Below are 22,155 nucleotides of genomic sequence, written 5' to 3'. Positions count from 1 at the left end.
CGTCCATGACCCAGAACCTGGCCGACACCTCCCGGCCCGCCGCCGACGCCACCGCTCACGAGGCCGGCGCCGGCGCGTCCAGAGACTGGTGGCGGGACGCGGTCATCTACCAGGTGTACCCGCGCAGCTTCGCCGACTCCAACGGGGACGGCATGGGCGACCTGCCCGGCATCCGCAGCCGTCTGCCCTACCTGCGCGACCTCGGCGTGGACGCCGTCTGGCTCTCGCCGTTCTACGCCTCGCCGCAGGCCGACGCCGGCTACGACGTGGCGGACTACCGCGCGGTGGACCCGATGTTCGGCACCCTGCTGGACGCCGACGGGCTGATCCGCGACGCCCACGCGCTGGGCCTGCGGATCATCGTGGACCTCGTCCCCAACCACTCCTCCGACCAGCACGAGTGGTTCCAGCGTGCCCTGCGCGAGGGCCCTGCGTCCCCTCTGCGCGACCGCTACCACTTCCGGCCCGGCAAGGGTGAGAACGGCGAACTGCCGCCCAACGACTGGGAGTCCATCTTCGGCGGCCCGGCCTGGACCCGCACCGAGAACCCGGACGGGACCCTGGGCGACTGGTACCTGCACCTGTTCGCCCCGGAGCAGCCCGACTTCAACTGGGAGAACCCGGCCGTCGCCGACGAGTTCCGCTCGATCCTGCGGTTCTGGCTCGACATGGGCGTCGACGGCTTCCGGATCGACGTCGCCCACGGCCTGGTGAAGGCCCCCGGCCTGCCCGACCTCGGCGGCGGCGACCAGCTCAAGCTGCTCGGCAACGACGTCATGCCGTTCTTCGACCAGGACGGCGTGCACGAGATCTACCGCAGCTGGCGGCGGATCCTGGACGAGTACCCGGGCCAGCGGATCGGCGTCGCCGAGGCGTGGACCCCCACCGTCCAGCGCACCGCCAACTACGTGCGCCCCGACGAGCTGCACCAGGCCTTCAACTTCCAGTACCTGGGCACCTCCTGGGACTCGGCCGAGCTGCGCGAGGTGATCGACCTCTCGCTCGACTCGATGCGCCCGGTCGACGCCCCCACCACCTGGGTGCTGTCCAACCACGACGTCACCCGGCACGCCACCCGGTTCGCCAACGAGCCCGGCCTCGGCACCCAGATCCGCACCCCCGGCGACCGCCGGCTCGGCCTGCGCCGCGCCCGCGCCGCCACCCTGCTGATGCTCGCGCTGCCCGGCTCCGCGTACGTCTACCAGGGCGAGGAGCTCGGCCTGCCGGACGTCACCGACCTGCCCGACGAGGTCCGCCAGGACCCGTCCTTCTTCCGCCAGGCCGGCCAGGACGGCTACCGCGACGGCTGCCGCGTCCCGATCCCGTGGTCCGGCACCGAGGCTCCGTACGGCTTCGGCCCGGTCGCCGGCGGCCCGAGCTGGCTTCCGCAGCCCGCCGAGTGGGCGCAGCTCAGCGTCGAGGCGCAGACCGGCGACCCGACGTCCACCCTGGAGCTGTACCGCAGCGCGCTGGCCGTCCGCCGCGCACAGGCCGACCTCGGCGCCGGCACCGGCGTGGAGTGGCTGGACAGCCCCGAGGGCACCCTGGTGTTCCGCCGCGGCTCCTTCGTCTGCACCGTGAACACCACCGCGGAACCGGTCCGGATACCGGCGCCCGGCCGCCTGCTGCTCTCCTCCGCGGACGCCGTGGTGGACGGCGGCGAGACGGTGCTCGCTCCGGACAGCACCGACTGGTGGGCGGTCTGACGTGGTTGCAATAGGCTCTGGGACCGTGACTACGGCGCGACTCTCAGACATCGCGGCGCAGGCGGGGGTCAGCGAAGCCACCGTCTCCCGCGTACTCAACGGCAAGGCGAACGTCTCCGCCGCCACCAGGCAGACCGTGCTGGCGGCGCTGGACGTGCTCGGCTACGAGCGGCCGACCCGGCTGCGCCAGCGCAGCGCGGGCCTGATCGGGCTGATCACCCCGGAGCTGAGCAACCCGATCTTCCCCGCGCTCGCGCAGGTGATCGAGCAGGTGCTGAGCCGGCACGGCTTCACGCCGGTGCTCTGCACCCAGACGCCCGGCGGCTCCACCGAGGACGAACTGGTGGAGATGCTGGTCGACCGGGGCGTGGCGGGCATCGTCTTCGTCTCCGGCCTGCACGCCGACACCACCGCCGATCACGACCGGTACGCCCGGCTGACCGGCCGGCAGGTGCCGTTCGTCCTGATCAACGGTTTCAGCGAGAAGATCGACGCGCCGTTCATCTCGCCGGACGACCGGGCCGCGATGTGGATGGCCGTCCAGCACCTGGCCGAACTCGGCCACGAGCGGATCGGCCTGGCCGTCGGGCAGCGCCGGTACGTGCCGGTGCTGCGGAAGATCGAGGGCTTCACCGCGGCCATGCGCGAGGTGCTCGGCCGGACCACCGAGGAGGCCCAGGACCTCGTCCACCACACGCTGTTCAGCGTGGAGGGCGGGCACGCGGCGGCCGGCGCGCTGCTCGACAAGGGCTGCACCGCGATCGTCTGCGGCAGCGACATGATGGCGCTCGGCGCGATCCGGGCGGTGCGCCAGCGCGGGCTCTCGGTGCCGCAGGACGTGTCGGTGGTCGGCTTCGACGACTCGCCGCTCATAGCGTTCACCGAGCCCCCGCTGACCACCATCCGCCAGCCGGTCGAGGCGATGGCCACCGCGGCCGTCGACGCCCTGCTGGAGGAGGTCGGCGGGAACGCCGCCCAGCGCGGGGAGTTCATGTTCCAGCCGGAGCTGGTGATGCGCGGTTCCACGGGCGCAGGCGCCCGCTGAGCGACCACGACCGGGGCCCGGAGAGCAATCCGCTCTCCGGGCCCCGGTCGTGCGTTCGTCAGCCCTCCTGGGCCGTCGGGCGTTCGTGGCCCGACCGCCGGCCGTCGACGGCGTCGCCGGTCCGGCTCCCGGTGCGCCGGCCCCGGGCCAGGTAGTCGCGCAGGACCAGCTCCACGGCGTCCTGCGGGCTCCGGGTCCCGGCGAGCATCATCACGTCGATGGCGAGATTGGCGTCGAGGGTGACGGTGACCTGGGCCATGGGTGACTCCTTCTCGGGTGCGGAGCAGCAGCATGCCCGCTGCGCCCCGACTCCACCACGGCCTCCACCGGACCCGCACCCGCTGCCCGTGGGCGGGCAGGCCGAAGCCCCCGGGAAGAGCGACCAGGCTCTTCCCGGGGGCTTCGGCGTACCTGCGCGGGCCCGGGAGCCGCGCGCCGGGGGATCAGACCCGGCCGGCGAAGTCCGGGGCCCAGTTGGCGATGGTCTCGGTCCGCACGCCCGCGCTCGGGTTGGCGGCCTCGACGTACGCGCCGTTGCCGACGTAGATCGCGACGTGGTAGACGCCGGAGTCCTGGCCGTTGTTGGACCAGAACAGCAGGTCGCCCGGCTTGAGCGCGTCCAGCGAGACGTGGGTGGAGGCGGCGGCCTGGTCGGCGGCGACGCGCGGGATGGAGACGCCCGCGGCGCGCAGCGCGGCCTGGGTCAGGCCGGAGCAGTCCCAGCCGCCGTTGCCGGTGCCCCCGTAGACGTACGCCTGGCCGACCTTCGACTCGGCGAAGGCGACCGCGGCGGCCATGCTGCCGGTGGCGGCCTGGGCGGGCGCCTGGGTCTGGGTCTGGGCGGCCGGCTTGGCGGCCGGGGCCTGGGTCTGGGCGGCGGGCTTGGCGGCGGCGGCCTGGCCGGAGTTGCCGGAGCTCCGGTCGAACCAGTTGAAGCCCTTGCCGGACTCGTCCGAGGCCTGGGCGCGGTCACCGAGGGTCAGGTGCTGACCGGGGTAGATGACGTGCGGGCCGTCGGTCAGGGTGGAGCGGTTGAGCTCGTACAGCCGCTCCCAGCCGCCCTGGACGTTGTTCTTGTCGGCGATCGAGGAGAGCCAGTCGCCGGCGACGACGGTGTAGTCGTTGGAGGCGGCCTTGTCCTGCCACTTCTTCGACCAGTTCTGGCCGGACTGCGGCTTGGCGGAGTCGGTGGAGGCCGGGGCCTGGTCGGCCTTCGGCGCGGCCGGCTTGGCGGCGGGGGCCTGCGCGGCGGGCGCGGCCGGGGCCGGGGTCTGCGCGGCGGGCTTGGCGGCCGTGGTGGTGTCGACCGCGGCGGGGGTGCCGCCCTTGGTCAGGCCGGCCTGGACGGAGCAGACGGGCCAGGCACCGGGGCCCTGGACGGCGAGCACCTTCTCGGCGATCGCGATCTGCTGGTCCTTGGTGGCGAGGTCGGCGCGGGCCGCGTACGCGGTGCCGCCGAACTCCGCCCAGGTGCTGTTGGTGAACTGGAGGCCGCCGTAGAAGCCGTTGCCGGTGTTGATGCTCCAGTTGCCGCTGCTCTCGCACTGCGCGACCTTGTCCCAGGTGGCGACGGAGGCGGCGGAGGCGGTGCCGGAGGTCAGGCAGGGGACGGTGAGACCGATGCCGACGACGCCGAGGGTGGCGATCGCGCGGCGGGTGCGGCTGGACAGGCGGGTGCCGTTGGTGGGCAGCATGAAGACGCGGTCCTCTCCCACGCCTGCGAGGTGAGCTGTCGGATTCGGGCTGGAGTTGCCCGGCCGCGCTGTGGACGCGGCTTCACCCCTAGCCCTGAACCGGTACGCGGACCGGTCCGGGGCGACTTACCTGTGGTTCCCCCGCTCCTGCCGTGGTGCGTTCTGCGCTGCCAGCGCACCCGACGGCAGGACTCGGCGTTGCGGATGAGCTGGGTCCGTGTGGCCACGAACGGGGAGCACGTTAAGCAGACTTAAGTTCAAACCGCAAACATGTGTGACGCTCGTCACGGTTTGCGGAAAGCCTGCGGAAAGGCTGTCCACCATGATCAGAAATGACCGTTTTCGCGCAACGCCCGCCGCGGTCAATGCAACTGCCTGTGCTTCAGGAGGTCGGGACCGACGCAGCCGTCCGGGGGGAGGGCTACGCAGCGATGGCCATGGGCGAGGAGCCGGACGCGGGCCGGCCGGCCGCCGGGCCCCGCGGAGCGCATCGCCGGGCAAAGCATCGCAGACCGGACATCCCGCCTGAAGCGGCCCGAACTCCCTTAAGTCGCCGCACAATGCTGCGCCGGCTCGCGGTCGGCACGGCGTTCGCGGCGATCGGCGGCGAGGAGGCCCTGCGACGCTCGCTGACCGGCCCCACGGCGCCCGTCGCCGCCGGGGGCACCGCCACGAGCCCGGCCGGGACGGGAGGCGACGGAGCCATGGACCACGGCGACGCCGCGCCGCCGCCCTCCGCCGGCGCCGCGGAGGGCGCCGCCCCCGGGCAGCCCGCCGCCGCGCCCGCCGTCGACCGGAACGGCCGCCCGTGGTCCGACCCGACCGGCTGGGGCGGCAGGGTGCCCGGCCCGCAGAGCGCCGTCCGGATCACCGACAAGGTGCTGCTGGACACCGACGCCACCGTCGCCTCGCTGCTGGTCGAACCGGGCGGCGCCCTCACCTTCGCCGCCGGCCGCACCGTCACCCTCGCCTCGGCGGGCAACGTCGAGGTCCGCGGCACCCTCGCCCTCGCCCCCGACGACACCGCCGTGCACACCCTGCGCTTCCCGGCCGTCGACGAGAAGCGGTTCCGGGGCGACGGCATGAAGGTTGGTCGACACCGACGTCGGCCTCCGGGTCACCGGCGCCGGGTACCTGCGGCTGGACGGCGCCGCCAAGACCGCCTGGGTACGCGCCGCCGGCGGCCTGCGGGCCGGCGACACCACCGTCACCCTGGCCGCCCCGCCCGCCGGTTGGCGGCCCGGCGACGAACTGTCCGTCACCCCGACCGGCCCGCCGGGCGAGGACGGCTCCTCCACCCGCTACGACCTGGCCGTCGTCCGGTCCGTCAGCGGACCCGGCGTCACCCTGGAGGCACCGCTGAAGTACGCGCACCCGCGGGTCCCGGCCGGAGGGGGCGTCACCGTCGGCGCCGAGGTGCTCAACCTGACCCGTGGCGTCCGGGTCGAGGGCAGCGCCGAGGGGCGCGCCCAAGTCCACATCACCAGCTCCCGCCGGGCCGACGTCCGGCACGCCGCGCTGCGCTGGGTCGGCCCGCGCACCGAGACCGGGGAGACCTGGAGGGGACCGGACGGGGCCGCCCCGGTCACCGCCCCCGTCCTCGGCCGGCGGCAACGAACTCTGGGTCGACCCGGAGCCCGGGCCACCCGGGAACATCCTGCTGCGCCGGGCCGGGCAGTCCGAGGTGCTCCAGGTGCGCCGGGCGGACGGCGGCGGAACCGCGCAGCCGCAGTGGAACGCGAGCAGTACGCCGGTGGCCTCGTTCGCCGCGCAGTCCCGGCCGGTGCAGACGCCCGCCCTGGGCCTCAAGGACGCCGCCGCGCCCACCGGCCGGGTGGGCGGCTAGCGGACGGGGAGAGACGGGGGGAGGACGGCCGAAGGGGCCCGGAGTGCGCTCCGGGCCCCTTCGTGCGGTCTGTCCGCAGTGGGCTGCTACTGGGCGGCGTGGCGCCCGCCGCCCTCCTCGACCGCGGACTCCTCGGCGTGCGCCTCGGGGTCGGCGGCCGGAAGCACGGCCAGGTAGGTGGAGGCGATCAGCTGGCCCACCGTCGGGTACGCGCCCAGCGGGGCGGCGGACGGGCAGCCGGTCTCCTCGGCGGCCGTGGCGAGCAGCTCGGAGTCGGCCTCGGGGCCGATCACCAGTGGGGCCAGCGCCGGGTTCTGGGCGCCCATCTCCTTGAGGTGGGCGACGGCCGCGGCCACCGATCCCGGCACGTCGAGCGCGGCGGGGACGACCGGCACGGCCAGCCGGGCGGCCAGCAGCATTCCGGTGATCCCGGCGGCGTCGGCCGCCTCCTGGCCCCCGACGGTGGTGAGCACAACGCCGTCGGCGGCGGTGGCGATGGCGAACAGGCGGGCGCGGTCGGCGCGGGCCAGACCGGCCTCGGAGAGCCGGACGTGGACGGCCTCGGCCAGCAGCGGGTGCGGGCCCAGCACGTCGGTGACGTGGGCGCCGTACTCGGCGGCGAGCGCGTGCAGGTCGGCCAGGAAGCCGTGCGGGCCGGGGAGCAGCGGCACCACGACCGGTGCCGGCAGGCCCGCCTCGGCGGCGTGCGCCAGCAGTTCGGCGACGGTGTGCTCGTCACCGGCGGTGCCGGCGGACTCGCCCTCGCCCGTGTCGCCCGGCAGGTAGCCGGCCGCCGTCTGCACGCCGTTCTGCTCGCTGCGCACGATGGACAGCAGTTCCTCGACCACGGAACGGGACTCGGGCCCGGCGGTCGCGGGCACCGCGAGCACCAGGGCCGGGGACCCGGCCGGGATCTCGGGGCGCTCGGGGCGGCGGTGGCGCCCCCGCGCACGGGAGCCTGGAGTGCGGACGGGCAGTGGCGCGCCCGGGATGGCTGCGGTGCTCATGGCGGAGATCGTAGGACATCTGGCCGCCCACCCTGCAGTCGGCTGCCGAACCGGGACGGGCGGGCCGCCCGAAAATCGGACATACTCCGCCAAACCCCCGCGCGGCCGGGACATCTTCTCTGACGCGCTTGACGGCCCCTCCCGTTGCACCCCCGTCGCGTGAGATGTCTCACAGGCACGGTGGCGTCTGACGGAGGGTCACGGGAGTGCGACTCCCGGCATTCGAAGATCAACATTCAGCGGGGGGCCGCCTACGGGCGGTTATCGGCGATCCGCCGATTCAGTCGGCTATGTCCGCTTACGTGCCGTCAGGTGGTGGGGTCGTGAAGAGTTGCAGTTTGGCGGCGAACGACCCGTGCACCTGCACCGTCCCGTGCTGATGCACGTGCACTGGAGCTATCATCACGTCAAGTGAGGCGTTGTGCCGGGCCGGTACGGGGCCGGCCCAGTCGTTCGGCTGTTGTGCCGGGGCGCCGAGCTGGACGACCACTCCGGAGCTCTTCGGGAGATTTCTATGCACAACACGTACGACGCGTACAACGGGATGGCGGCTGCGGACCTCAAGGACGTGGTCTGGCAGAAGAGCCTGCACAGCAACTCTCAGGGCAACTGCGTCGAGTTCGCCGCCCTCCCGGGGGGCGAGGTGGCGATGCGCAACTCGCGCTTCCCCGACGGTCCGGCACTGATCTACACCCGGGCCGAGATCGCCGCGCTGCTGCTGGGGGCCAAGGACGGGGAGTTCGACCACCTGGCGGTCTGACCGGCCGCCGCCTTCTCCATCGGGGGGCCGTCGTGGGTGCTGACACCGCGACGGCCTTTGTCTTCTCCGCTTGTCCTGTCGCTGTTGTGTTGTCCGGCTCCTGCGCCGTCCGGGGTGCGCCCCGTCGGGGGCGGACCGGGAGAGCGTGAGCCGCGGCCGCGCACCCGGGTGGTGTGGTCCCCCGGGGGTCCGCCGGCCGGTGGCGGGCCGTTCGTCGTCACCCGCTCGGGCGTCCCGTGGTCGGGCCGGGAGGGTCCTGCCGGACGTCGTCTCCCGTGGTCCCGCCGGACGCCGTGTCCTGCGGCCGCCGCGTGGCCGCGTGGTCTCCGCCGGGCGGAGCGTCCTGCTGCTAGGCCGAGCGGCGGTGCCGGCCGCCGAGCTCGGGGACGGCGTTCACGGCGGTGCGCTCCGCCTCGAACAGCGCCCAGACCACCTTGCCGCTGCCCAGCGGGTGCCAGCCCCAGGAACGGCTGAAGGAGTCCACCAGGTGGAGCCCGCGCCCCGATTCGGCGACGAAGTCGGCCTCCCGGGCCACCGGCCCGATGCTGCTCGGGTCGCTGACCGCGCAGACCACCTGCGGTGCGCGGTGTACCAGGCTTATTCGGATCGGCAGCCGTCCATCGGCCGTGGGCTGGACGGGGAAGTCGTAGTCGTCGAGTGCGCCGCCCGCCGTGCCGGGGCGCGCGCCGATCGCGTGCCGCAGGGCGTTGGTCACCAGCTCCGAGGCCACCAGCGCGACATCGTCGAACAGCTCGTCCAGTCCCCAGCGCTGAAGAGCCGTCCTGGCGAAGTCGCGCGCGGTTCTGACGGCTTCGTAGCGAGGGGCGAGCGTACAGGTGACCACATGGGGATCGACTGCCAAGGCCGTACCGGTGCTCATGAAGAGCTCCTCCCATAAGGGGGCGGACACGGCTGGACCCGCCGGGGTCATGCCGGTCACCTCCGACTCGCTCGGCCGCACGGCCGCCCCCTCGACCAGGCGCGCGCGCACACGAACGCCCGGTGGCGCGGGGGCGCTGCCGGGCTGGTGCGCGGAGTCGCGCGTGGGGTCGACGCGGAGCCCGCGGGATTGCCAGGGATGTGCAGGTGCACGTGCACCATGGTCCTCTGCGCTCACTGCAGATGCAAGAGTCGATTCACGTGCAGTTGTTCAAATGGCATATGCAAGAGCCGAATGCACGTGCATCCTGGTGTGAGAGGTGCAGAACTGATAGGAACATCCGTCAGTATCGGCACCGTGAGCGCTCAACTGATGGCAGACTGTGCGCTGTTTGCCCTAGGTGGAGGTTTCGACCGCATGACCACAGTTCAGCCGGGCGGCGGCTCGATGGTCCGCCGGATCCTCCTCGGCTCGCAGCTTCGCCGGCTCCGCGAGACGCGCGGCATCACCCGCGAGGACGCGGGCTACGCGATCCGCGCCTCCGAGTCCAAGATCAGCCGCATGGAGCTCGGCCGCGTCAGCTTCAAGGAGCGCGACGTCGCCGACCTGCTCAGCCTCTACGGCGTCGACGACGGCGGCGAGCGCGAGGCCCTGCTCGGCCTCGTCCGCGAGGCCAACAAGTCCGGCTGGTGGCACAGTTTCAACGACGTCCTGCCGGGCTGGTTCCAGACCTACGTCGGCCTGGAGGAGGCCGCCGCGCTGATCCGCACGTACGAGGTGCAGTTCATCCCCGGGCTGCTGCAGTCCGAGGAGTACGCGCGGGCGGTGTTCGGCCAGAGCCGGCCGGTGATCAGCGAGGAGGAGGTCGAACGCCGGGTCAGCCTCCGGCTGCGCCGCCAGAAGCTGCTCACCGAGGGCAACAGCCCCCGGCTCTGGGCCGTCATCGACGAGGCCGCGCTGCGCCGCCCGGTCGGCGGGCCGAAGGTGATGCGCGGTCAGGTGCAGTACCTGATCGACGTCGCCGAGCAGGCCAACGTGGTGATCCAGGTGATGCCGTTCCGCTTCGGCGCGCACGCCGGCGAGTCCGGGGCCTTCACCATCCTCCGCTTCCCCGAGCAGGACCTCGCCGACGTGGTCTACCTGGAGCAGCTCACCAGCGCGCTCTACCTCGACAAGCGGGACGACGTCGACGCGTACATCCAGGTCATGGAGCGGCTCTGCGTGGACAGCCTCACGCCCGAGCGCACCATCGACCTGCTCGCGTCGATCCTGAAGGAGCGCTGACAGCCCGCTCTACGGCGGCCGGACGCACGACGGATCCGGAACGCGGAGCACCGCCGGCCCGACGCCCACCCACGCCCGCCGGGCCCCCGCTCAGCCGCGGGCCGGCGGCCGTTCGCGTTCCGGCGGGGTCCGCTGCGGCGGCCGGCCGAGCCGCCAGTCCAGGTCGTAGCGGCGGAACAGGTCGGCCCGGATCGGGGCCAGCGGGAGTTCGGCGCCCGGCAGCAGCACGCCTATGCAGCCGCCCATCAGCGCGCTGCGCAGCACCGCGTGCTCGGCGACCGGGTCCGGCGCGCCCCAGTCGCGCAGCAGCCCCTGGAGGATGGCGCCGAGCTGCTGCTGCTCCGGGTCCTGGACGAACGCACCGGCGTCCGGGTCCAGGATCAGCGCCAGGTGCGAGCGCATCACCCGGGGGTGGTCCATCGCCAGCCCCAGCACCGCGTCGATCGCCCGGGCCAGCCGGGCCTCCGGGGTGGCCTCCGGCGCCAGTTCGCCCAGCGCCGCCGACAGCGTCTGGTGCATCATCCGGTGGGTCGCCGACTGCATCAGCAGCCGTTTGCCGTCGAAGTAGTAGGAGAGCAGTCCGCGGGCGAGTCCGGCCCGCTCGGCTATGTCGCTCAGGGTGGTGCCGGCGTAGCCGTGCCGGTCGACGAGCTCGACGGTGGCGTGCATGATGCGCCGGCGGGAGCGTTGACGCATTTCCTCATTGACCGAATCCCCGCGAGGTGCCATCGTGTCTGCTCCGTACGTTCGTTGGCTCCCGGCCAATATACTGGCGGGGCGAGAGGCCGAACCGCGGCAACCGCACGCGGCAGGGCGCGCACGGGCCGGATCGTACGGAGGCGCCGGCTCCACCAACACGGGGGTTTGGTGGAGCCGGTGCCCGCCCGGAAGGCGAGGAGCCGGTCGCTTGGGGCGTTCAGCTCTTGGCCAGGATCCCGCCCCGCCGGTCGTCCAGGTCACCGTCCGGGCCGCCGTTCCGGCCGCCGTCAAGGTCTGCTGACGGATAATCATAGTCCGCCACCGACACGGTGGTTGCCTTCTTCCGGCGGTCGAGCACCGCGCCCGCCGCGGCGATCAGGAAGCCCAGCAGCGCGACCCCGGTGACGAAGACCAGCGCGGGCCGGTAGCCGTCCAGCTGTGCCTGGGCGCCGTCACCGCCGGCGCTGCCCGCGGTGATCATCGCGGTGGCCCCGGCGAGCACCACCGCGGTTCCCACCTGGATCGCGGTGTTGACGAGGCCGGAGGCCAGCCCCTGCTCCTCGTCGGCCACGCCGTCGGTGGCGGCGATGTTGACCGAGGGGAAGGCCAGCGAGAAGCCGACGCCCAGCAGGATCATCGACGGCAGCACCAGGGCCGGGTACGAGCTGTGCTCGTCCAGCCGCAGGAACAGCGCGAACGCGGCGACCAGGGCGAGCAGGCCGATCGGCAGCAGCCGGCCGGTGCCGAAACGGTCCACGATCGGGCCCATCAGCGGTGCGGAGAGCGCGATGAACGCCCCGGCCGGGAGCAGGCCGAGCGCCATCTCCAGTGCCGACCAGCCGAGCAGGTGCTGGAGGTACAGCGTGACCACGAACTGGAAGCCGCCGTAGGCGCCGGTCATGGTGAAGGCGATGACGTTGGCCCGGGCGACCGAGCCGTTGCGGAAGATGCCGAGCCGGACCAGCGGGTGCGCGGTGCGGCTCTCGACCACCAGGAAGGCGGCGGCCAGCGCGGCCACCACGGCCAGCGAGCCGAGCGTGCGCAGGCTCAGCCAGCCGGCGCCCTGCGCCTCGGTCACGGTGAAGACCAGCAGCAGCACGGTGGCGGTGCCGGTGACCGCGCCGAGCACGTCGTACCCGCCCTTGGCCCTCTCCTCGGTCGGGCGGGGGAGCAGCCGGACGGCGAAGACCAGGGCCAGGAGCGCGACCGGGACGGGCATCAGGAAGGTCCAGCGCCAGCCGACCGAGGTGAGCAGGCCGCTGAGCACCAGGCCGAGCGAGAAGCCGCTGGCGCCGCAGGTGGTGTAGATCGACAGCGCGCGGTTGCGGGCCGGGCCCTCGGCGAAGGTCGTGGTGATGATCGACAGGCCGGCCGGCGCGGTGAAGGCCGCGCTGACGCCCTTGAGGAAGCGCGCGACGATCAGCAGCCCGCCGTCGTCGACCAGGCCGCCGAGCAGCGACGCGGCGGCGAAGACGGCCAGGGCGACGAGGAAGACCCGGCGGCGGCCGAGCAGGTCGGCGGCGCGCCCGCCGAGCAGCAGCAGGCCGCCGTAGCCGAGCACGTAGCCGGAGACCACCCATTGCAGGGCGGAGGTCGAGAGGTTGAGCTCGGAGCCGATCGACGGAAGGGCGACGCCCACCATGGAGACGTCCAGGGCGTCGAGGAACATCGCGGCGCAGAGCACGATCAGCGTGCCCCAGAGGCGGGGAGTCCAGTTCGGCCCGCTCATTGATGATTCGTCAGCTGTGGTGACGGTCGCGGTGGTCATGCGGAGGACACTACATGCGTGTGCATTCAATGCAAATGAATAAGATGTGAACGCATAAGTTTCATGCGCATGTGATAGCGTGGCGGCGTGGCTGAACTCGACTCCAACGCGGACACGGCCCTGGTCGCGTCCTGGCGTGACCTGCTGGCCAGGCAGGCCGCTACCGCCTGCCTGCTCGACCGTGAACTGGGCGAGAAGCACGGCCTGGGCATGAGCGAGTTCGAGGTGCTGGAGCGCCTGGTCGAGGAACGGAACGCGGACAAGGCCCACACGCTGCGGGTCCAGGAGCTGGCCGACACCGTGCACCTGAGCCAGAGCGCGCTCTCCCGGCTGATCGGCCGCCTGGAGAAGGCCGGCCTGGTCACGCGCGCGATATGCCCGGACGACCGGCGCGGCATCCAGGTCGCGCTCACCGAGGAGGGCTGCCGGCGCTACGCCGAGGCCCGTCCGTTGCACCGCGAGGTGCTGGCGCTCACCCTCGGCGGCCCGCTGGAGGGCGGCTGCTCCGCGCAGGGCTGACCTTCCGCAGGCTCTACTGTCGGCCGGGTGCTTCCTGGGCCGGGCCGGGGTGTGGGCCGGATCGGGGTGTGGGCCGGGCCGGGTGAGGTCGGGGCCACGGCGGGGTCGGGGTGCTGGCCCGTTGGGACCGGGGTGCAGGCCGGACGGGCCGGAGTCCGGGCGGGGTCAGGGTGCTTCCCCGGTGGGGCTGGAACAGGGTCCGGGGTGGGCTAGAACAGGGTGGAGAGCCCCGGTGCGGCAGCCAGCAGGACGGCCGCCGCCGGGGCGGCCAGGGCCGCCACGGTGAGCCGCAGGCGGTGGGTCACCGGAAGCCGGGGCCGCCCGGCGAGCAGCCGGTCCACCCGCTTCGGCGACTGCGCGAGCCCCGGCGGGCAGGAGCCGAACACCCCGCTCCCCAGGTTGAGTTCGGCCAGCGCCAGGGCGGTGGTGTGCCGGCCGTGCCGGCGGGCCGCCCGGTCGTCCGCGGCCAGCTCCACCAACTCGCCCACCTGGTCCCGGAAGGCGCTGAACACGCCGACACCGGGGAAGCCCGAGGCGAGCGCCTGGGAGCACTGCGACAGCCAGTGGTGCCGGGCGCGGACATGTCCGCGCTCATGGCTCAGCACGGCCGCCAACTCCCGGTCGGTCAGCTGCTGGAGAGCCCCGGTGGTGACCACCAGCCGGGAGTTGTGACCGGGCAGCGACCAGGCCTCGGGCCGGATGTTCTCCAGCACCACCAGGCGCTCCCGCCGGCTCCGCAGGGCGTCGATGGACTCCGGCAGTTCGGGCGCCCGGCTGGTCAGTTGGGCGTGCCGCCGGTTGCGCAGGGCCTTCGCCGAGCGGACCTCCCGGGTCAGCGCCAGCAGGGTCTGCACCCCGCCCGCCGCCAGCACCGCGGCACAGAGCCGTCCCCAGCCCTCGCCGTCCTGGAGCCCGTACGCGGCCTCCACGCCGTGCGGCGCGCCCGCGAACACCAGGGCCCGCAGCTCGGGCAGTGCGGCGGAGGCGGCCAGGACGAGGCTCAGTGCGCAGCACAGCAGCACGGCCACCACCAGGCACTGCCAGACCAGCAGGGCCAGCACGGGTTCGCGCTCCGCCCAGCGGGCCCGGGCCAACAGCCGGGGTGCCACGGTCGAGAGCAGCAGTCCGAGCAGCAGCAGGCCGAGCAGGGCCGTCATGGCATGGGCTCCCCGAGTACGCACGGAACGCGACAACGCGCTCCCTGCCAACCTAAGCGCTGCCGGCGCCCGGTGGAACGACTTTCGGCCACCCAGTGACCAACGCCACGCGAGGCCGAAAGGCAGGCCCGGCGCATCGGTCGGTCGCGCACGCTCCACGGCGGCTCGCGGTCCCGGGCTCGTCGGCTCTCACGGTCGCTCGCGATGTACGGCGCACCGCTTCCCGGCCACGCGGGCTGCGCGGCGCACCGCGTTCACGGTGATGCGGGGCTGCTCGGCCCACTGCGCTTCGCGGTCACGCCCGTTGCCCGGTCGCGTCCGTCGCCCGGTCGCGCGCGTTTGCCTGGTCACGCCCGTTGCCCGGTTGCCCGCGCCCGGTCGCCGTTCGCGTCACATCGTCAGGAGCATGGCGAACATGCCGATGCCCATCGACAGCCGGCAGGCCCGCGGCAGCCCCGCGGTCACCGCCGCCGGGCCCGCGACGGACACCGCCGGCCCCCCGGGGCCCACCGCCGGCCCCCCGGCCGGGGCGGCGAGCAGCCGGGTGCCGGCCCAGAGCGAGTAGCCGCCGAAGTAGAGCAGCAGCGCGCCGGTCAGCAGCGGCGTCCCCGTGCTCGCCGCATGGTGGTGGCCGTGTCCGGGCGCCGATCCCATCGCCAGGGCCATGTACGTCATCGCCAGCCCGCCGATCGCGTGGTGCAGCCGGTGCGCCCGCCGGGCCGGGCCGGTCGCCGAGGCCAGGAGGAAGGCCACCGCCGGGGCGCCGAACACCCAGGCCCAGACCGCGGCGGGCACGGCGCTGCCGGAGACCGCCATCGCGGCCATCCCGAACCCCATCAACGCCTCGGCGGCGTCGGACTCGTAGGCGTGCAGCCGACCGGTCGCCGGCCCGTCGGTGCAGGGGGAGCGGCGCAGCCGGGTGAGACAGTAGCCGCCGGCGGCGGCGGTGAGGAGGGCCAGCAGCCAGCTGACCACGACTGGTCCGTGCAACGGCGGCCTCCCGGACGGCGCGGACGGGCGTACCGTCCACGATCACCGCTCGGGGCCGTGTGCAGCAGGGCGCGCACAGGGGCGCATGGTGGTGCCCGCCGGAGTGCGTGACTCCGGCGGGCACCCGCCCGGGGCCGGGGGCCTACGGGTTGAGCCGTCCCGAGGCGACCACCCGGCTGAGGAACCGCCGGGTCCGCTCCTCCTGCGGATCGCCGAACACCTGCTCCGGCGGGCCCTGTTCGAGCACCACACCGGCGTCCAGGAAGCAGACCTGGTCGGCGACCTCGCGGGCGAAACCCATCTCGTGGGTGGAGATGACCATCGTCATGCCCTGTTCCTTGAGGTCCCGCACCACCGCGAGCACCTCGCCCACGAGCACCGGGTCCAGCGCCGCGGTGATCTCGTCGAGCAGCAGCAGCCGCGGTCCGGTGGCCAGTGCCCGGACGATGGCGACGCGCTGCTGCTGGCCGCCGGAGAGCCGGTCCGGGTACTCCGCCGCCTTGGCCGCCAGCCCGAGCCGGTCCAGCAGCGCCAGCGCCTTCGCCTCCGCCTCGGCCCGGGCGACCCGGTGCACGCGGCGCGGGGCCAGCGTGATGTTCTCCAGCACCGTCAGGTGCGGGAACAGGTTGTAGGACTGGAACACCACGCCGATCCGGCGGCGGACGGCGTCCTCGTCGGTCCGCGGGTCGGTGATCTCCTCGCCGTCCAGGAAGATCGCGCCGTCGTCGATCCGCTCCAGCAGGTTGGCGCAGCGCATCAGCGTGGACTTGCCGGAGCCGGACGCCCCGATCAGCGCGGTCACGGAGTGCTCGGGCACCGTCAGACCGACGTCGCGCAGCACCACCTGGGAACCGAAGGTCTTGCGCACCGACTCCAGCCGCAGCACCTCGGGCCGTACCGTCCCGGAGGTGGTCATACCGCACCTCCCTGGTGCTGACGGCGGTTCATCCGGCGGGTCAGCCAGTCGGTGAACCGGGTGAGCGGGACGGTCAGCACGATGAAGACCAGTCCGGCGACGATGTACGGGGTGTAGTTGAACGAGCGGCCGGCGATGATCTTCGCCGCGTAGACGGCGTCGATCGCCCCGCCGATCGACACCAGCCCGGTGTCCTTCTGCAGGCTGACCAGGTTGTTCAGCAACGGCGGCCCCACCCGGCGGACCGCCTGCGGCAGCACCACGTACCGCATGGCCTGGGCGTTGCTGAGCCCCAGGGAACGGGCCGCCGCCCGCTGGCTCGGGTGCACCGCGTCGATGCCGGCCCGGAACACCTCCGAGACGTACGCCGAGTACGTCAGCACCAGCGCGGCGCCGCCGAGCAGGATCGGATCGGTGGTCACCCCGGCCAGCCGCAGCGCCGGCACACCGGTGACCATCACCAGCAGGCAGATGATCATCGGCAGGCCGAGGAAGAAGTCGACGTACGCCGTGGCCAGCAGCCGGGCCGGCAGGAACACCGGCCCGCGCAGCGTCCGCAGCACCGCCAGCAGCAGGCCGAGGACCAGGATCAGTGCCCCGCAGCCGAGCATCAGCTCCAGGTTGATCCGCAGCCCCTTCAGCACCTCGGGCAGCGCCTGGCGGGCGTAGTGGGCGTTGAAGAAGGTCTTCCGGGTCGCCTCCCAGCCGGGGGAGTTGACCACCAGCAGGTACAGCGCCACCGCGGTCGCCAGGGTCGACACCCCGGCGATCAGCGCCGAACGCCGGGCCCGGCCGCGCCGGTACGCCTCGTGCGCCAGCCGGCGCGCGGACGGGCGGTAGCCGTCGTCCGGCGCGTCCTCCGGCCCACGCTTCCGGGGCACGGTGCCCGGAGGCTTCGTGCCCGCCGCGGGCTTCGTGTCCACCGCAGGGTCCGGGCTCGCCGCGGGCCCGGTGCCGATCGCCGGGGCCGTGCTCACCGTCGGGTCCGTGCTCATCGCGGGGTCGGTGCTCATCGCGGGGTCGCTCACTTCAGCACGGGCGCCGAGACGGCGTCGGAGAGCCACTGCTTCTCCAGCTTGGCCAGCGTGCCGTCTGCCCGCAGCGCGTCCACGGCCTGGCTGACGCAGCCGGTGAGCTTCGACCCCTTGTCCAGCACCAGCCCGAACTGCTCGCCCTGCGCCGCGCCCTCGAACTGCCCGACCACCTGGGCGTCCGTCACCTCGGCGCCGGTGATGTAGAACGCCGTCGGAAGGTCGACCACCAGGGCCTCGATCTGCCCGTTCTTCAGCGCGGACTTCGCCAGGTCGTTGGAGTCGAAGACGGCCGGCTGGGTACTCGGCCTGATCGTGTTGGTGACCACGTCCAGGCTGGTGGTGCCGACCTGCGCGCCCAGCTTGGCGCCCTTCAGGTCGGCGATGCTCCTGGCCGAGGCGGCCTTGGAGTTCTTCAGCGCGATCACGGCCTGCCGCACGTCGTAGTACCCGGAGGAGAAGTCCACCGCCTGCTTGCGCTCGGCGCTGACCGAGACCTGGTTGATGTCGAAGTCGAAGTCCTTGGCGCCCGGCGTGGTGGCCTTGCCGAACGGCGCGACGGTCCAGGACACCTTCTCCTTGGGGTAGCCCAGCTTCTCGGCGACCGCGTACGCCACCGCGGACTCGAAGCCCTTGCCGTTCTCGGGCTTGTCCTCGGTGAACCACGGGTCGTAGGCCGGCTTGTCGGTGCCGATGGTCAGCGTCCCCGCGGTACGGGTGGCCAGCGCGCCCGGCGCGCAGCCGCCGGCCGTCCCCGACGCGGTCGCGCCCGCGTCGGACGCGGTGTCCTGCGGGGCGCAGGCGGTCAGCGCGGCGGCGGCGAGGACCAGCAGAGCGGCGAACGGCTTGCGGAGGGAGGTCATGACGGGGCTCCTGGGAGAGGGACCGGGCAGGGCGGGGAGGGAACGGCGTGGGGCGGGCGGCCGGGCACCGGGCGGGGCCGCACCCCAGGCGGGTCACTTCCCCCCGGTGGCGGCGCCGGAACACAGGCGGCATGGTCGGCGTACGGGGCCGCGTCCGCGGCGCCCCCCGAGCCGGATCAGCGGCAGCGGCAGCAGAGGCCGCGCGCGCAGCAGAAGGCGCGACAACACGAGGGCACCCGGAGCAGGTCGATGTGGCGCCGGGCCACCAGGGTCACCGCCGGGAGCATGGCGGGAGGTTCGCATCCCCACGGTGCATCTGTCCAGAAGATCCAGATCCCCGTCCACATGCCGGACATCCGGTCGTCGGCCGGTGGACACCCCCGGTCACGGGAGATCTGTCGGTAGGCCCCCTCTTGAACAGGAGAACCTTTCGTACTTATGGTGGTCTCGTTGAAAACCCTCCTGTTGAAGTGAGTCCCCGATGCAGAATCTTTCGCCAAAGCTCGCTGTGGCGGCCGACGCTCCGGTCTCCGGCCTCGCCGGCCACCCGGCCTGGCTGCGCCTGAAGGAAGCCGTCGAGGCCCTGCGCCCGCTCCAGTCCAAGGACGGCTCGATCGACCTCGCCGCCGTGCAGCGGCACACGGTCGACCCGCTGGTCGCCACCGTGCGCGGCGCCGTGGAGGAGCTCGCCCCCTTCTTCCCGCACGACGCCGAGTACCTCGTGGCCGTCGACGCGGACCTCGCGAAGTGGGCCGACACCGGCTACCGGGAGCCCGACTTCCTGGACTCGCTGCTCGCCTTCCAGCCCGCGGACCAGCGTGAGGACGGCCTGGAGCACCTCGTCGTCTTCCCGATGTACACCCAGAACGGCAACCCGGACCGCAACCTCGAGGCCGTCCTGCTGAACGTGGTCTGGCCGGAGTGGCTGGCCGAGCTGGAGCGCACCCGCTTCGACAACCCGATGTTCGTGCCGATCACCTTCACCGACTTCACGGCCGGCTACGACACCAACTCCGCCGTCCTCTTCCCCGAGACCGTGGCCGTGCGCAAGGCGCCGGAACGTTTCACCTGGGGCGGCATCTTCTGCGACCGCGAGGCCGCCCGCTTCCGCGCCGTCACCACCAGCGCCGTCGAGCAGCTCGGCCTGGAGATCCCGGCCGACGCCGAGGGCCTGCTCCAGGACCAGCAGCGCGCGCAGGAGACCTTCGTCCTGTGGGACCTCGTCCACGACCGCACCCACAGCCACGGCGACCTGCCGTTCGACCCCTTCATGATCAAGCAGCGCAGCCCGTTCTGGATGTACGGCCTGGAGGAGCTCCGCTGTGACCTCACGACCTTCAAGGAGGCCGTGAAGCTGGAGGCCGAGGGCAACCCGCACGCCCGCGACGTCCAGTACGCCGTCCTGTTCGACCGGATGTTCCGCTTCCCGGTCAGCGGCGACCGCGTGCGCAACTACGACGGCCTCGGCGGCCAGCTGCTCTTCGCCTACCTGCACAAGCACGACGCGCTGCGTTGGCGCGACAACCGCCTCACCATCGACTGGGAGCGCGCCCCGCAGGTCACCAACGCCCTCTGCGGCGAGATCGAGACCCTGTACCGGGACGGCATCGACCGCCCGAAGCCGGCCCACTGGATCGCCGCCTACGAGCTGGTCTCCCGCTACCTCACCCCGCACCCCGCCTCCACCTGGGCGAAGGGCACCGACGCGCTGCCGCTCGACATCACCGACGGCAAGGCACTCAACAAGGCGCTGTGCGACGCCGTCCTCCCGGACGAGTTCCCGCTGAGCATGTTCTTCGAGGCCCTCTCGAAGAAGCTCCGTGGCGTCATCGCCTCCACCACCGGCATCACCGGCGCGGGCATCCAGGGAGTCGCCGCATGAGCGCAAACCTCGCAGGCAAGGTCATCGCCGTCGCCGGAGCCAGTGGCCCGGCCGGCCAGGCGGTCCTGCGCCGCCTCGCCGCCGACGGAGCCACCGTGATCGGCGCGGACATCGACGCGCAGCGGCTGGAGAAGGCCCTCGACGCCGTCCGGGCCGCCGTCCCCGGCGCGCGGGTCAGCGGGCAGGTCATCGACCTGCTCGACCCTCAGGAGGTCCACGACTGGGCCGACCACCTGGAGGCCGAGCACGGCCACGTCGACGGCCTGTTCCACCTGGTCGGCGGCTGGCGCGGCAGCAAGAAGTTCTTCGACACCCGGATCGACGACTGGGACTTCCTGCACGACACCGTGGTGCGCACCCTCCAGCACACCTCGCTGGCCTTCCAGCCGGCCCTGATCCGCAGCGAGTCCGGCCGCTACGCCATGATCTCCGCTTCGGCCGCCCACAAGCCCACCGCCGGCGGCGCCGCCTACGCGGCCGCCAAGGCGGCCACCGAGGCCTGGACCCTCGCCATGGCGGACTCCTTCAAGAAGGAGACCACCGCCGAGGACGGCGAGCCCACCGCCGCGGCTGCGATCCTGGTGATCAAGGCGCTGGTCAGCCCCGAGATGCGTGCCGAGAAGCCGGACGCGAAGTTCGCCGGCTTCACCGACACCGCCGACCTCGCCGAGAACCTGGCGGGCCTCTGGGACCGCCCCGCAGCAGAACTGAACGGACAGCACCTGTGGCTGACAGCCCGATGACCGACTCCACCCGCACGGACGCGGTACGGCGGCACGACCCCGCCGTCCGCGGCTTCGCCAGCGACAACTACGCCGGCGTGCACCCCGAGATCCTGGCCGCCATCGCCCTGGCCAACGGCGGCCACCAGGTCGCCTACGGCGAGGACGACTACACGGCGAACCTCCAGGAGGTCTTCCGCCGCCACTTCGGCGAGACGGCCGAGGCGTACCCCGTCTTCAACGGCACCGGCGCCAACGTCGTCGCCCTCCAGGCCCTGCTCCCGCGCTGGGGCGCGGTGATCGCGGCCGAGTCCGCCCACATCAACGTGGACGAAGGCGGCGCCCCCGAGAAGATGGGCGGCATCAAGCTGCTCACCGTCCCCACCCCGGACGGCAAGCTCACCCCCGAGCTCATCGACCAGCAGGCCTGGGGCTTCGGCGACGAGCACCGCGCGCAGCCGCTCGCGGTCTCGATCACCCAGAGCACCGAGCTCGGCACCCTCTACACCGTGGAGGAGATCCGGGCCATCGTCGACCACGCCCACCAGCACGGCATGCTCGTGCACGTGGACGGCTCGCGCCTGGCCAACGCCGCCGCCTCGCTCGGCGTGCCGCTGCGCGCCTTCACCACGGACGTGGGCGTGGACGTGCTCTCGTACGGCGGCACGAAGAACGGCCTGCTCTTCGGCGAGGTCGTGGTCGTGCTCAACCCCGAGAAGGTCCGCAACATCAAGTACCTGCGCAAGACCTCGATGCAGCTGGCATCGAAGATGCGCTTCGCCTCGGTCCAGTTCGAGGCGCTGCTCGCGGGCGACCTCTATCTGCGCAACGCCGGCCACGCCAACGCCATGGCGAGCCGGCTGGAGGCGGCCGTCCGGGACATCGACGGCGTGACCGTCGTCCGCCCGGTCCAGGCCAACGCGGTCTTCGCGATCCTCCCGCGCGAGGTCAGCGAGCGACTGCAGAAGCGTTACCGCTTCTACTTCTGGAACGAGCACACCGGCGAGGTCCGCTGGATGTGTTCGTACGACACCACGGAGGCCGACATCGACGCCTTCGCGGCCGCCATTGCCGAGGAGATGGGCCGCGCCTGACGCGTGCCCGAACCGCTGATCGTCCCGTCCTGCCGGTGCAGGGCGGGACGATTTGCATGTGGCGGGGCGGTCCCCGTACAGTTCCGGAGTCGCACCGAGAGGGGCGGCGGAAAGCGAATCCGATGAATGAAACTCCGGAAAACGGAGCGGAAAGCATCTGATAAGCTTCAAACACGAAAGAACGAAGCGCCCGGAGGGCCCGCTGGAAGGCGGTCCGAAGGAAGTGTCCGTTCCTTGAGAACTCAACAGCGTGCCAAAAGTCAACGCCAGATATGTTGACATCCCCGGCCTC

General features: G+C 72.8%; 20 protein-coding genes and 1 riboswitch. Of the genes, 9 read left to right on the top strand and 11 right to left on the bottom strand.

Translation table 11 applies throughout. The features are described 5' to 3' along the window. Positions 1-5: 5 nt before the first annotated feature. The gene (locus J5Y04_RS00100; RefSeq protein ID WP_209408439.1) at positions 6-1,706 is read left to right on the top strand and encodes a glycoside hydrolase family 13 protein; all 1,701 of its coding nucleotides are present in this window, start codon (positions 6-8) and stop codon (positions 1,704-1,706) included. A gap of 25 nt (positions 1,707-1,731) precedes the next feature. Then, positions 1,732-2,751 carry a LacI family DNA-binding transcriptional regulator gene (locus J5Y04_RS00095; RefSeq protein ID WP_209408437.1) on the top strand — a complete coding sequence of 340 codons (1,020 nt, stop codon included), beginning with the start codon at positions 1,732-1,734 and terminating at the stop codon, positions 2,749-2,751. 58 nt (positions 2,752-2,809) lie between these two features. On the opposite strand, the gene J5Y04_RS00090 is transcribed toward J5Y04_RS00095, so the two are convergent. Further along, positions 2,810-3,010 carry a hypothetical protein gene (locus J5Y04_RS00090; RefSeq protein ID WP_209408435.1) on the bottom strand — a complete coding sequence of 67 codons (201 nt, stop codon included), beginning with the start codon at positions 3,008-3,010 and terminating at the stop codon, positions 2,810-2,812. 184 nt (positions 3,011-3,194) lie between these two features. Then, complete coding sequence (locus J5Y04_RS43110) at positions 3,195-4,466, bottom strand: transglycosylase family protein (RefSeq protein WP_209408433.1); 1,272 nt, start codon at positions 4,464-4,466, stop codon at positions 3,195-3,197. Continuing rightward, positions 4,453-4,653: riboswitch (cyclic di-AMP (ydaO/yuaA leader) on the bottom strand. (Overlaps the previous gene by 14 nt.) Before the next feature lie 1,485 nt (positions 4,654-6,138). Between J5Y04_RS43110 and J5Y04_RS00080 the strand changes: the two genes are divergently transcribed. After that, positions 6,139-6,291, top strand: coding sequence for a hypothetical protein (locus tag J5Y04_RS00080; protein ID WP_209408431.1), 153 nt, complete (start codon positions 6,139-6,141; stop codon positions 6,289-6,291). A gap of 86 nt (positions 6,292-6,377) precedes the next feature. Here J5Y04_RS00080 and J5Y04_RS00075 read toward each other — a convergent pair whose 3' ends face one another. Beyond that, on the bottom strand, positions 6,378-7,298 hold the full coding sequence (locus J5Y04_RS00075) for a hypothetical protein (protein WP_245203927.1): 921 nt from the start codon (positions 7,296-7,298) through the stop codon (positions 6,378-6,380). A 514-nt stretch (positions 7,299-7,812) separates the two neighbouring features. Here J5Y04_RS00075 and J5Y04_RS00070 point away from each other — a divergent pair. Then, complete coding sequence (locus J5Y04_RS00070) at positions 7,813-8,058, top strand: DUF397 domain-containing protein (protein ID WP_148641582.1); 246 nt, start codon at positions 7,813-7,815, stop codon at positions 8,056-8,058. A gap of 349 nt (positions 8,059-8,407) precedes the next feature. Here J5Y04_RS00070 and J5Y04_RS00065 read toward each other — a convergent pair whose 3' ends face one another. Next, complete coding sequence (locus J5Y04_RS00065; protein WP_245203925.1) at positions 8,408-8,938, bottom strand: ATP-binding protein; 531 nt, start codon at positions 8,936-8,938, stop codon at positions 8,408-8,410. 417 nt (positions 8,939-9,355) lie between these two features. On the opposite strand from J5Y04_RS00065, the gene J5Y04_RS00060 reads away from it, so the two are divergent. Next, complete coding sequence (locus J5Y04_RS00060; RefSeq protein WP_209408429.1) at positions 9,356-10,222, top strand: helix-turn-helix transcriptional regulator; 867 nt, start codon at positions 9,356-9,358, stop codon at positions 10,220-10,222. 90 nt (positions 10,223-10,312) lie between these two features. Here the strand turns inward: J5Y04_RS00060 and J5Y04_RS00055 are convergent, their stop codons facing one another. Continuing rightward, positions 10,313-10,918 (bottom strand): TetR/AcrR family transcriptional regulator, encoded by a 606-nt coding sequence (locus tag J5Y04_RS00055; RefSeq protein ID WP_245203923.1) that lies wholly within the window; start codon positions 10,916-10,918, stop codon positions 10,313-10,315. Positions 10,919-11,138: 220 nt separating this feature from the next. Continuing rightward, positions 11,139-12,689 carry an MFS transporter gene (locus J5Y04_RS00050; protein WP_209408425.1) on the bottom strand — a complete coding sequence of 517 codons (1,551 nt, stop codon included), beginning with the start codon at positions 12,687-12,689 and terminating at the stop codon, positions 11,139-11,141. Between the two features lie 87 nt (positions 12,690-12,776). Between J5Y04_RS00050 and J5Y04_RS00045 the strand changes: the two genes are divergently transcribed. Next, positions 12,777-13,208 carry a MarR family winged helix-turn-helix transcriptional regulator gene (locus J5Y04_RS00045; RefSeq protein ID WP_209408422.1) on the top strand — a complete coding sequence of 144 codons (432 nt, stop codon included), beginning with the start codon at positions 12,777-12,779 and terminating at the stop codon, positions 13,206-13,208. 209 nt (positions 13,209-13,417) lie between these two features. On the opposite strand, the gene J5Y04_RS00040 is transcribed toward J5Y04_RS00045, so the two are convergent. The 5 genes from J5Y04_RS00040 to J5Y04_RS00020 all read right to left on the bottom strand — a co-directional run bounded on the left by J5Y04_RS00040 (position 13,418) and on the right by J5Y04_RS00020 (position 18,165). Further along, positions 13,418-14,365: a M56 family metallopeptidase gene (locus J5Y04_RS00040; protein ID WP_209408420.1), complete on the bottom strand. Its 948-nt coding sequence runs from the start codon at positions 14,363-14,365 to the stop codon at positions 13,418-13,420. 390 nt (positions 14,366-14,755) lie between these two features. Next, complete coding sequence (locus J5Y04_RS00035; protein WP_209408415.1) at positions 14,756-15,355, bottom strand: DUF5134 domain-containing protein; 600 nt, start codon at positions 15,353-15,355, stop codon at positions 14,756-14,758. 142 nt (positions 15,356-15,497) lie between these two features. Next, positions 15,498-16,271, bottom strand: a complete 774-nt coding sequence (locus J5Y04_RS00030) for an amino acid ABC transporter ATP-binding protein (protein ID WP_245203921.1) — start codon at positions 16,269-16,271, stop codon at positions 15,498-15,500. Beyond that, the gene (locus tag J5Y04_RS00025) at positions 16,268-17,284 is read right to left on the bottom strand and encodes an amino acid ABC transporter permease (RefSeq protein ID WP_245203920.1); all 1,017 of its coding nucleotides are present in this window, start codon (positions 17,282-17,284) and stop codon (positions 16,268-16,270) included. Before J5Y04_RS00025 ends, J5Y04_RS00030 begins: the two co-directional genes overlap by 4 nt. 11 nt (positions 17,285-17,295) lie before the next feature. Next, positions 17,296-18,165, bottom strand: coding sequence for an ABC transporter substrate-binding protein (locus tag J5Y04_RS00020; protein ID WP_209408413.1), 870 nt, complete (start codon positions 18,163-18,165; stop codon positions 17,296-17,298). Positions 18,166-18,646: 481 nt separating this feature from the next. On the opposite strand from J5Y04_RS00020, the gene J5Y04_RS00015 reads away from it, so the two are divergent. From J5Y04_RS00015 to J5Y04_RS00005, 3 genes are read left to right on the top strand one after another with little or no spacing between them, the layout of a single operon-like run. Beyond that, positions 18,647-20,047: a DUF6421 family protein gene (locus J5Y04_RS00015; RefSeq protein WP_209408410.1), complete on the top strand. Its 1,401-nt coding sequence runs from the start codon at positions 18,647-18,649 to the stop codon at positions 20,045-20,047. Beyond that, complete coding sequence (locus J5Y04_RS00010; RefSeq protein ID WP_148641573.1) at positions 20,044-20,790, top strand: SDR family NAD(P)-dependent oxidoreductase; 747 nt, start codon at positions 20,044-20,046, stop codon at positions 20,788-20,790. Before J5Y04_RS00015 ends, J5Y04_RS00010 begins: the two co-directional genes overlap by 4 nt. Next, a complete protein-coding gene (locus tag J5Y04_RS00005) occupies positions 20,787-21,863 on the top strand; it encodes a low specificity L-threonine aldolase (protein ID WP_209409897.1) in 1,077 nt (358 codons plus the stop codon). The genes J5Y04_RS00010 and J5Y04_RS00005 overlap by 4 nt, the downstream gene beginning before the upstream one ends. Positions 21,864-22,155 lie beyond the last annotated feature (292 nt).

It is taken from the genome of Kitasatospora sp. RG8 (assembly GCF_017813315.1).
In the GTDB taxonomy this organism is placed as follows: domain Bacteria; phylum Actinomycetota; class Actinomycetes; order Streptomycetales; family Streptomycetaceae; genus Kitasatospora.
Note: the sequence above shows the minus strand (reverse complement) of the source record. Positions and strands in the feature narration are given on the sequence as shown.

Excerpts from the sequence above, each read along its gene's own strand:
- J5Y04_RS00100 (WP_209408439.1), top strand. The coding sequence starts at position 6 with ATGACCCAGAACCTGGCCGACACCTCCCGGCCCGCCGCCGACGCCACC.
- J5Y04_RS00090 (WP_209408435.1), bottom strand. The coding sequence starts at position 3,010 with ATGGCCCAGGTCACCGTCACCCTCGACGCCAATCTCGCCATCGACGTG.
- J5Y04_RS00075 (WP_245203927.1), bottom strand. The coding sequence starts at position 7,298 with ATGAGCACCGCAGCCATCCCGGGCGCGCCACTGCCCGTCCGCACTCCA.
- J5Y04_RS00070 (WP_148641582.1), top strand. The coding sequence starts at position 7,813 with ATGCACAACACGTACGACGCGTACAACGGGATGGCGGCTGCGGACCTC.
- J5Y04_RS00065 (WP_245203925.1), bottom strand. The coding sequence starts at position 8,938 with ATGAGCACCGGTACGGCCTTGGCAGTCGATCCCCATGTGGTCACCTGT.
- J5Y04_RS00060 (WP_209408429.1), top strand. The coding sequence starts at position 9,356 with ATGACCACAGTTCAGCCGGGCGGCGGCTCGATGGTCCGCCGGATCCTC.
- J5Y04_RS00055 (WP_245203923.1), bottom strand. The coding sequence starts at position 10,918 with ATGCGTCAACGCTCCCGCCGGCGCATCATGCACGCCACCGTCGAGCTC.
- J5Y04_RS00050 (WP_209408425.1), bottom strand. The coding sequence starts at position 12,689 with ATGACCACCGCGACCGTCACCACAGCTGACGAATCATCAATGAGCGGG.
- J5Y04_RS00040 (WP_209408420.1), bottom strand. The coding sequence starts at position 14,365 with ATGACGGCCCTGCTCGGCCTGCTGCTGCTCGGACTGCTGCTCTCGACC.
- J5Y04_RS00030 (WP_245203921.1), bottom strand. The coding sequence starts at position 16,271 with ATGACCACCTCCGGGACGGTACGGCCCGAGGTGCTGCGGCTGGAGTCG.
- J5Y04_RS00025 (WP_245203920.1), bottom strand. The coding sequence starts at position 17,284 with ATGAGCACCGACCCCGCGATGAGCACGGACCCGACGGTGAGCACGGCC.
- J5Y04_RS00020 (WP_209408413.1), bottom strand. The coding sequence starts at position 18,165 with ATGACCTCCCTCCGCAAGCCGTTCGCCGCTCTGCTGGTCCTCGCCGCC.
- J5Y04_RS00015 (WP_209408410.1), top strand. The coding sequence starts at position 18,647 with ATGCAGAATCTTTCGCCAAAGCTCGCTGTGGCGGCCGACGCTCCGGTC.
- J5Y04_RS00010 (WP_148641573.1), top strand. The coding sequence starts at position 20,044 with ATGAGCGCAAACCTCGCAGGCAAGGTCATCGCCGTCGCCGGAGCCAGT.
- J5Y04_RS00005 (WP_209409897.1), top strand. The coding sequence starts at position 20,787 with ATGACCGACTCCACCCGCACGGACGCGGTACGGCGGCACGACCCCGCC.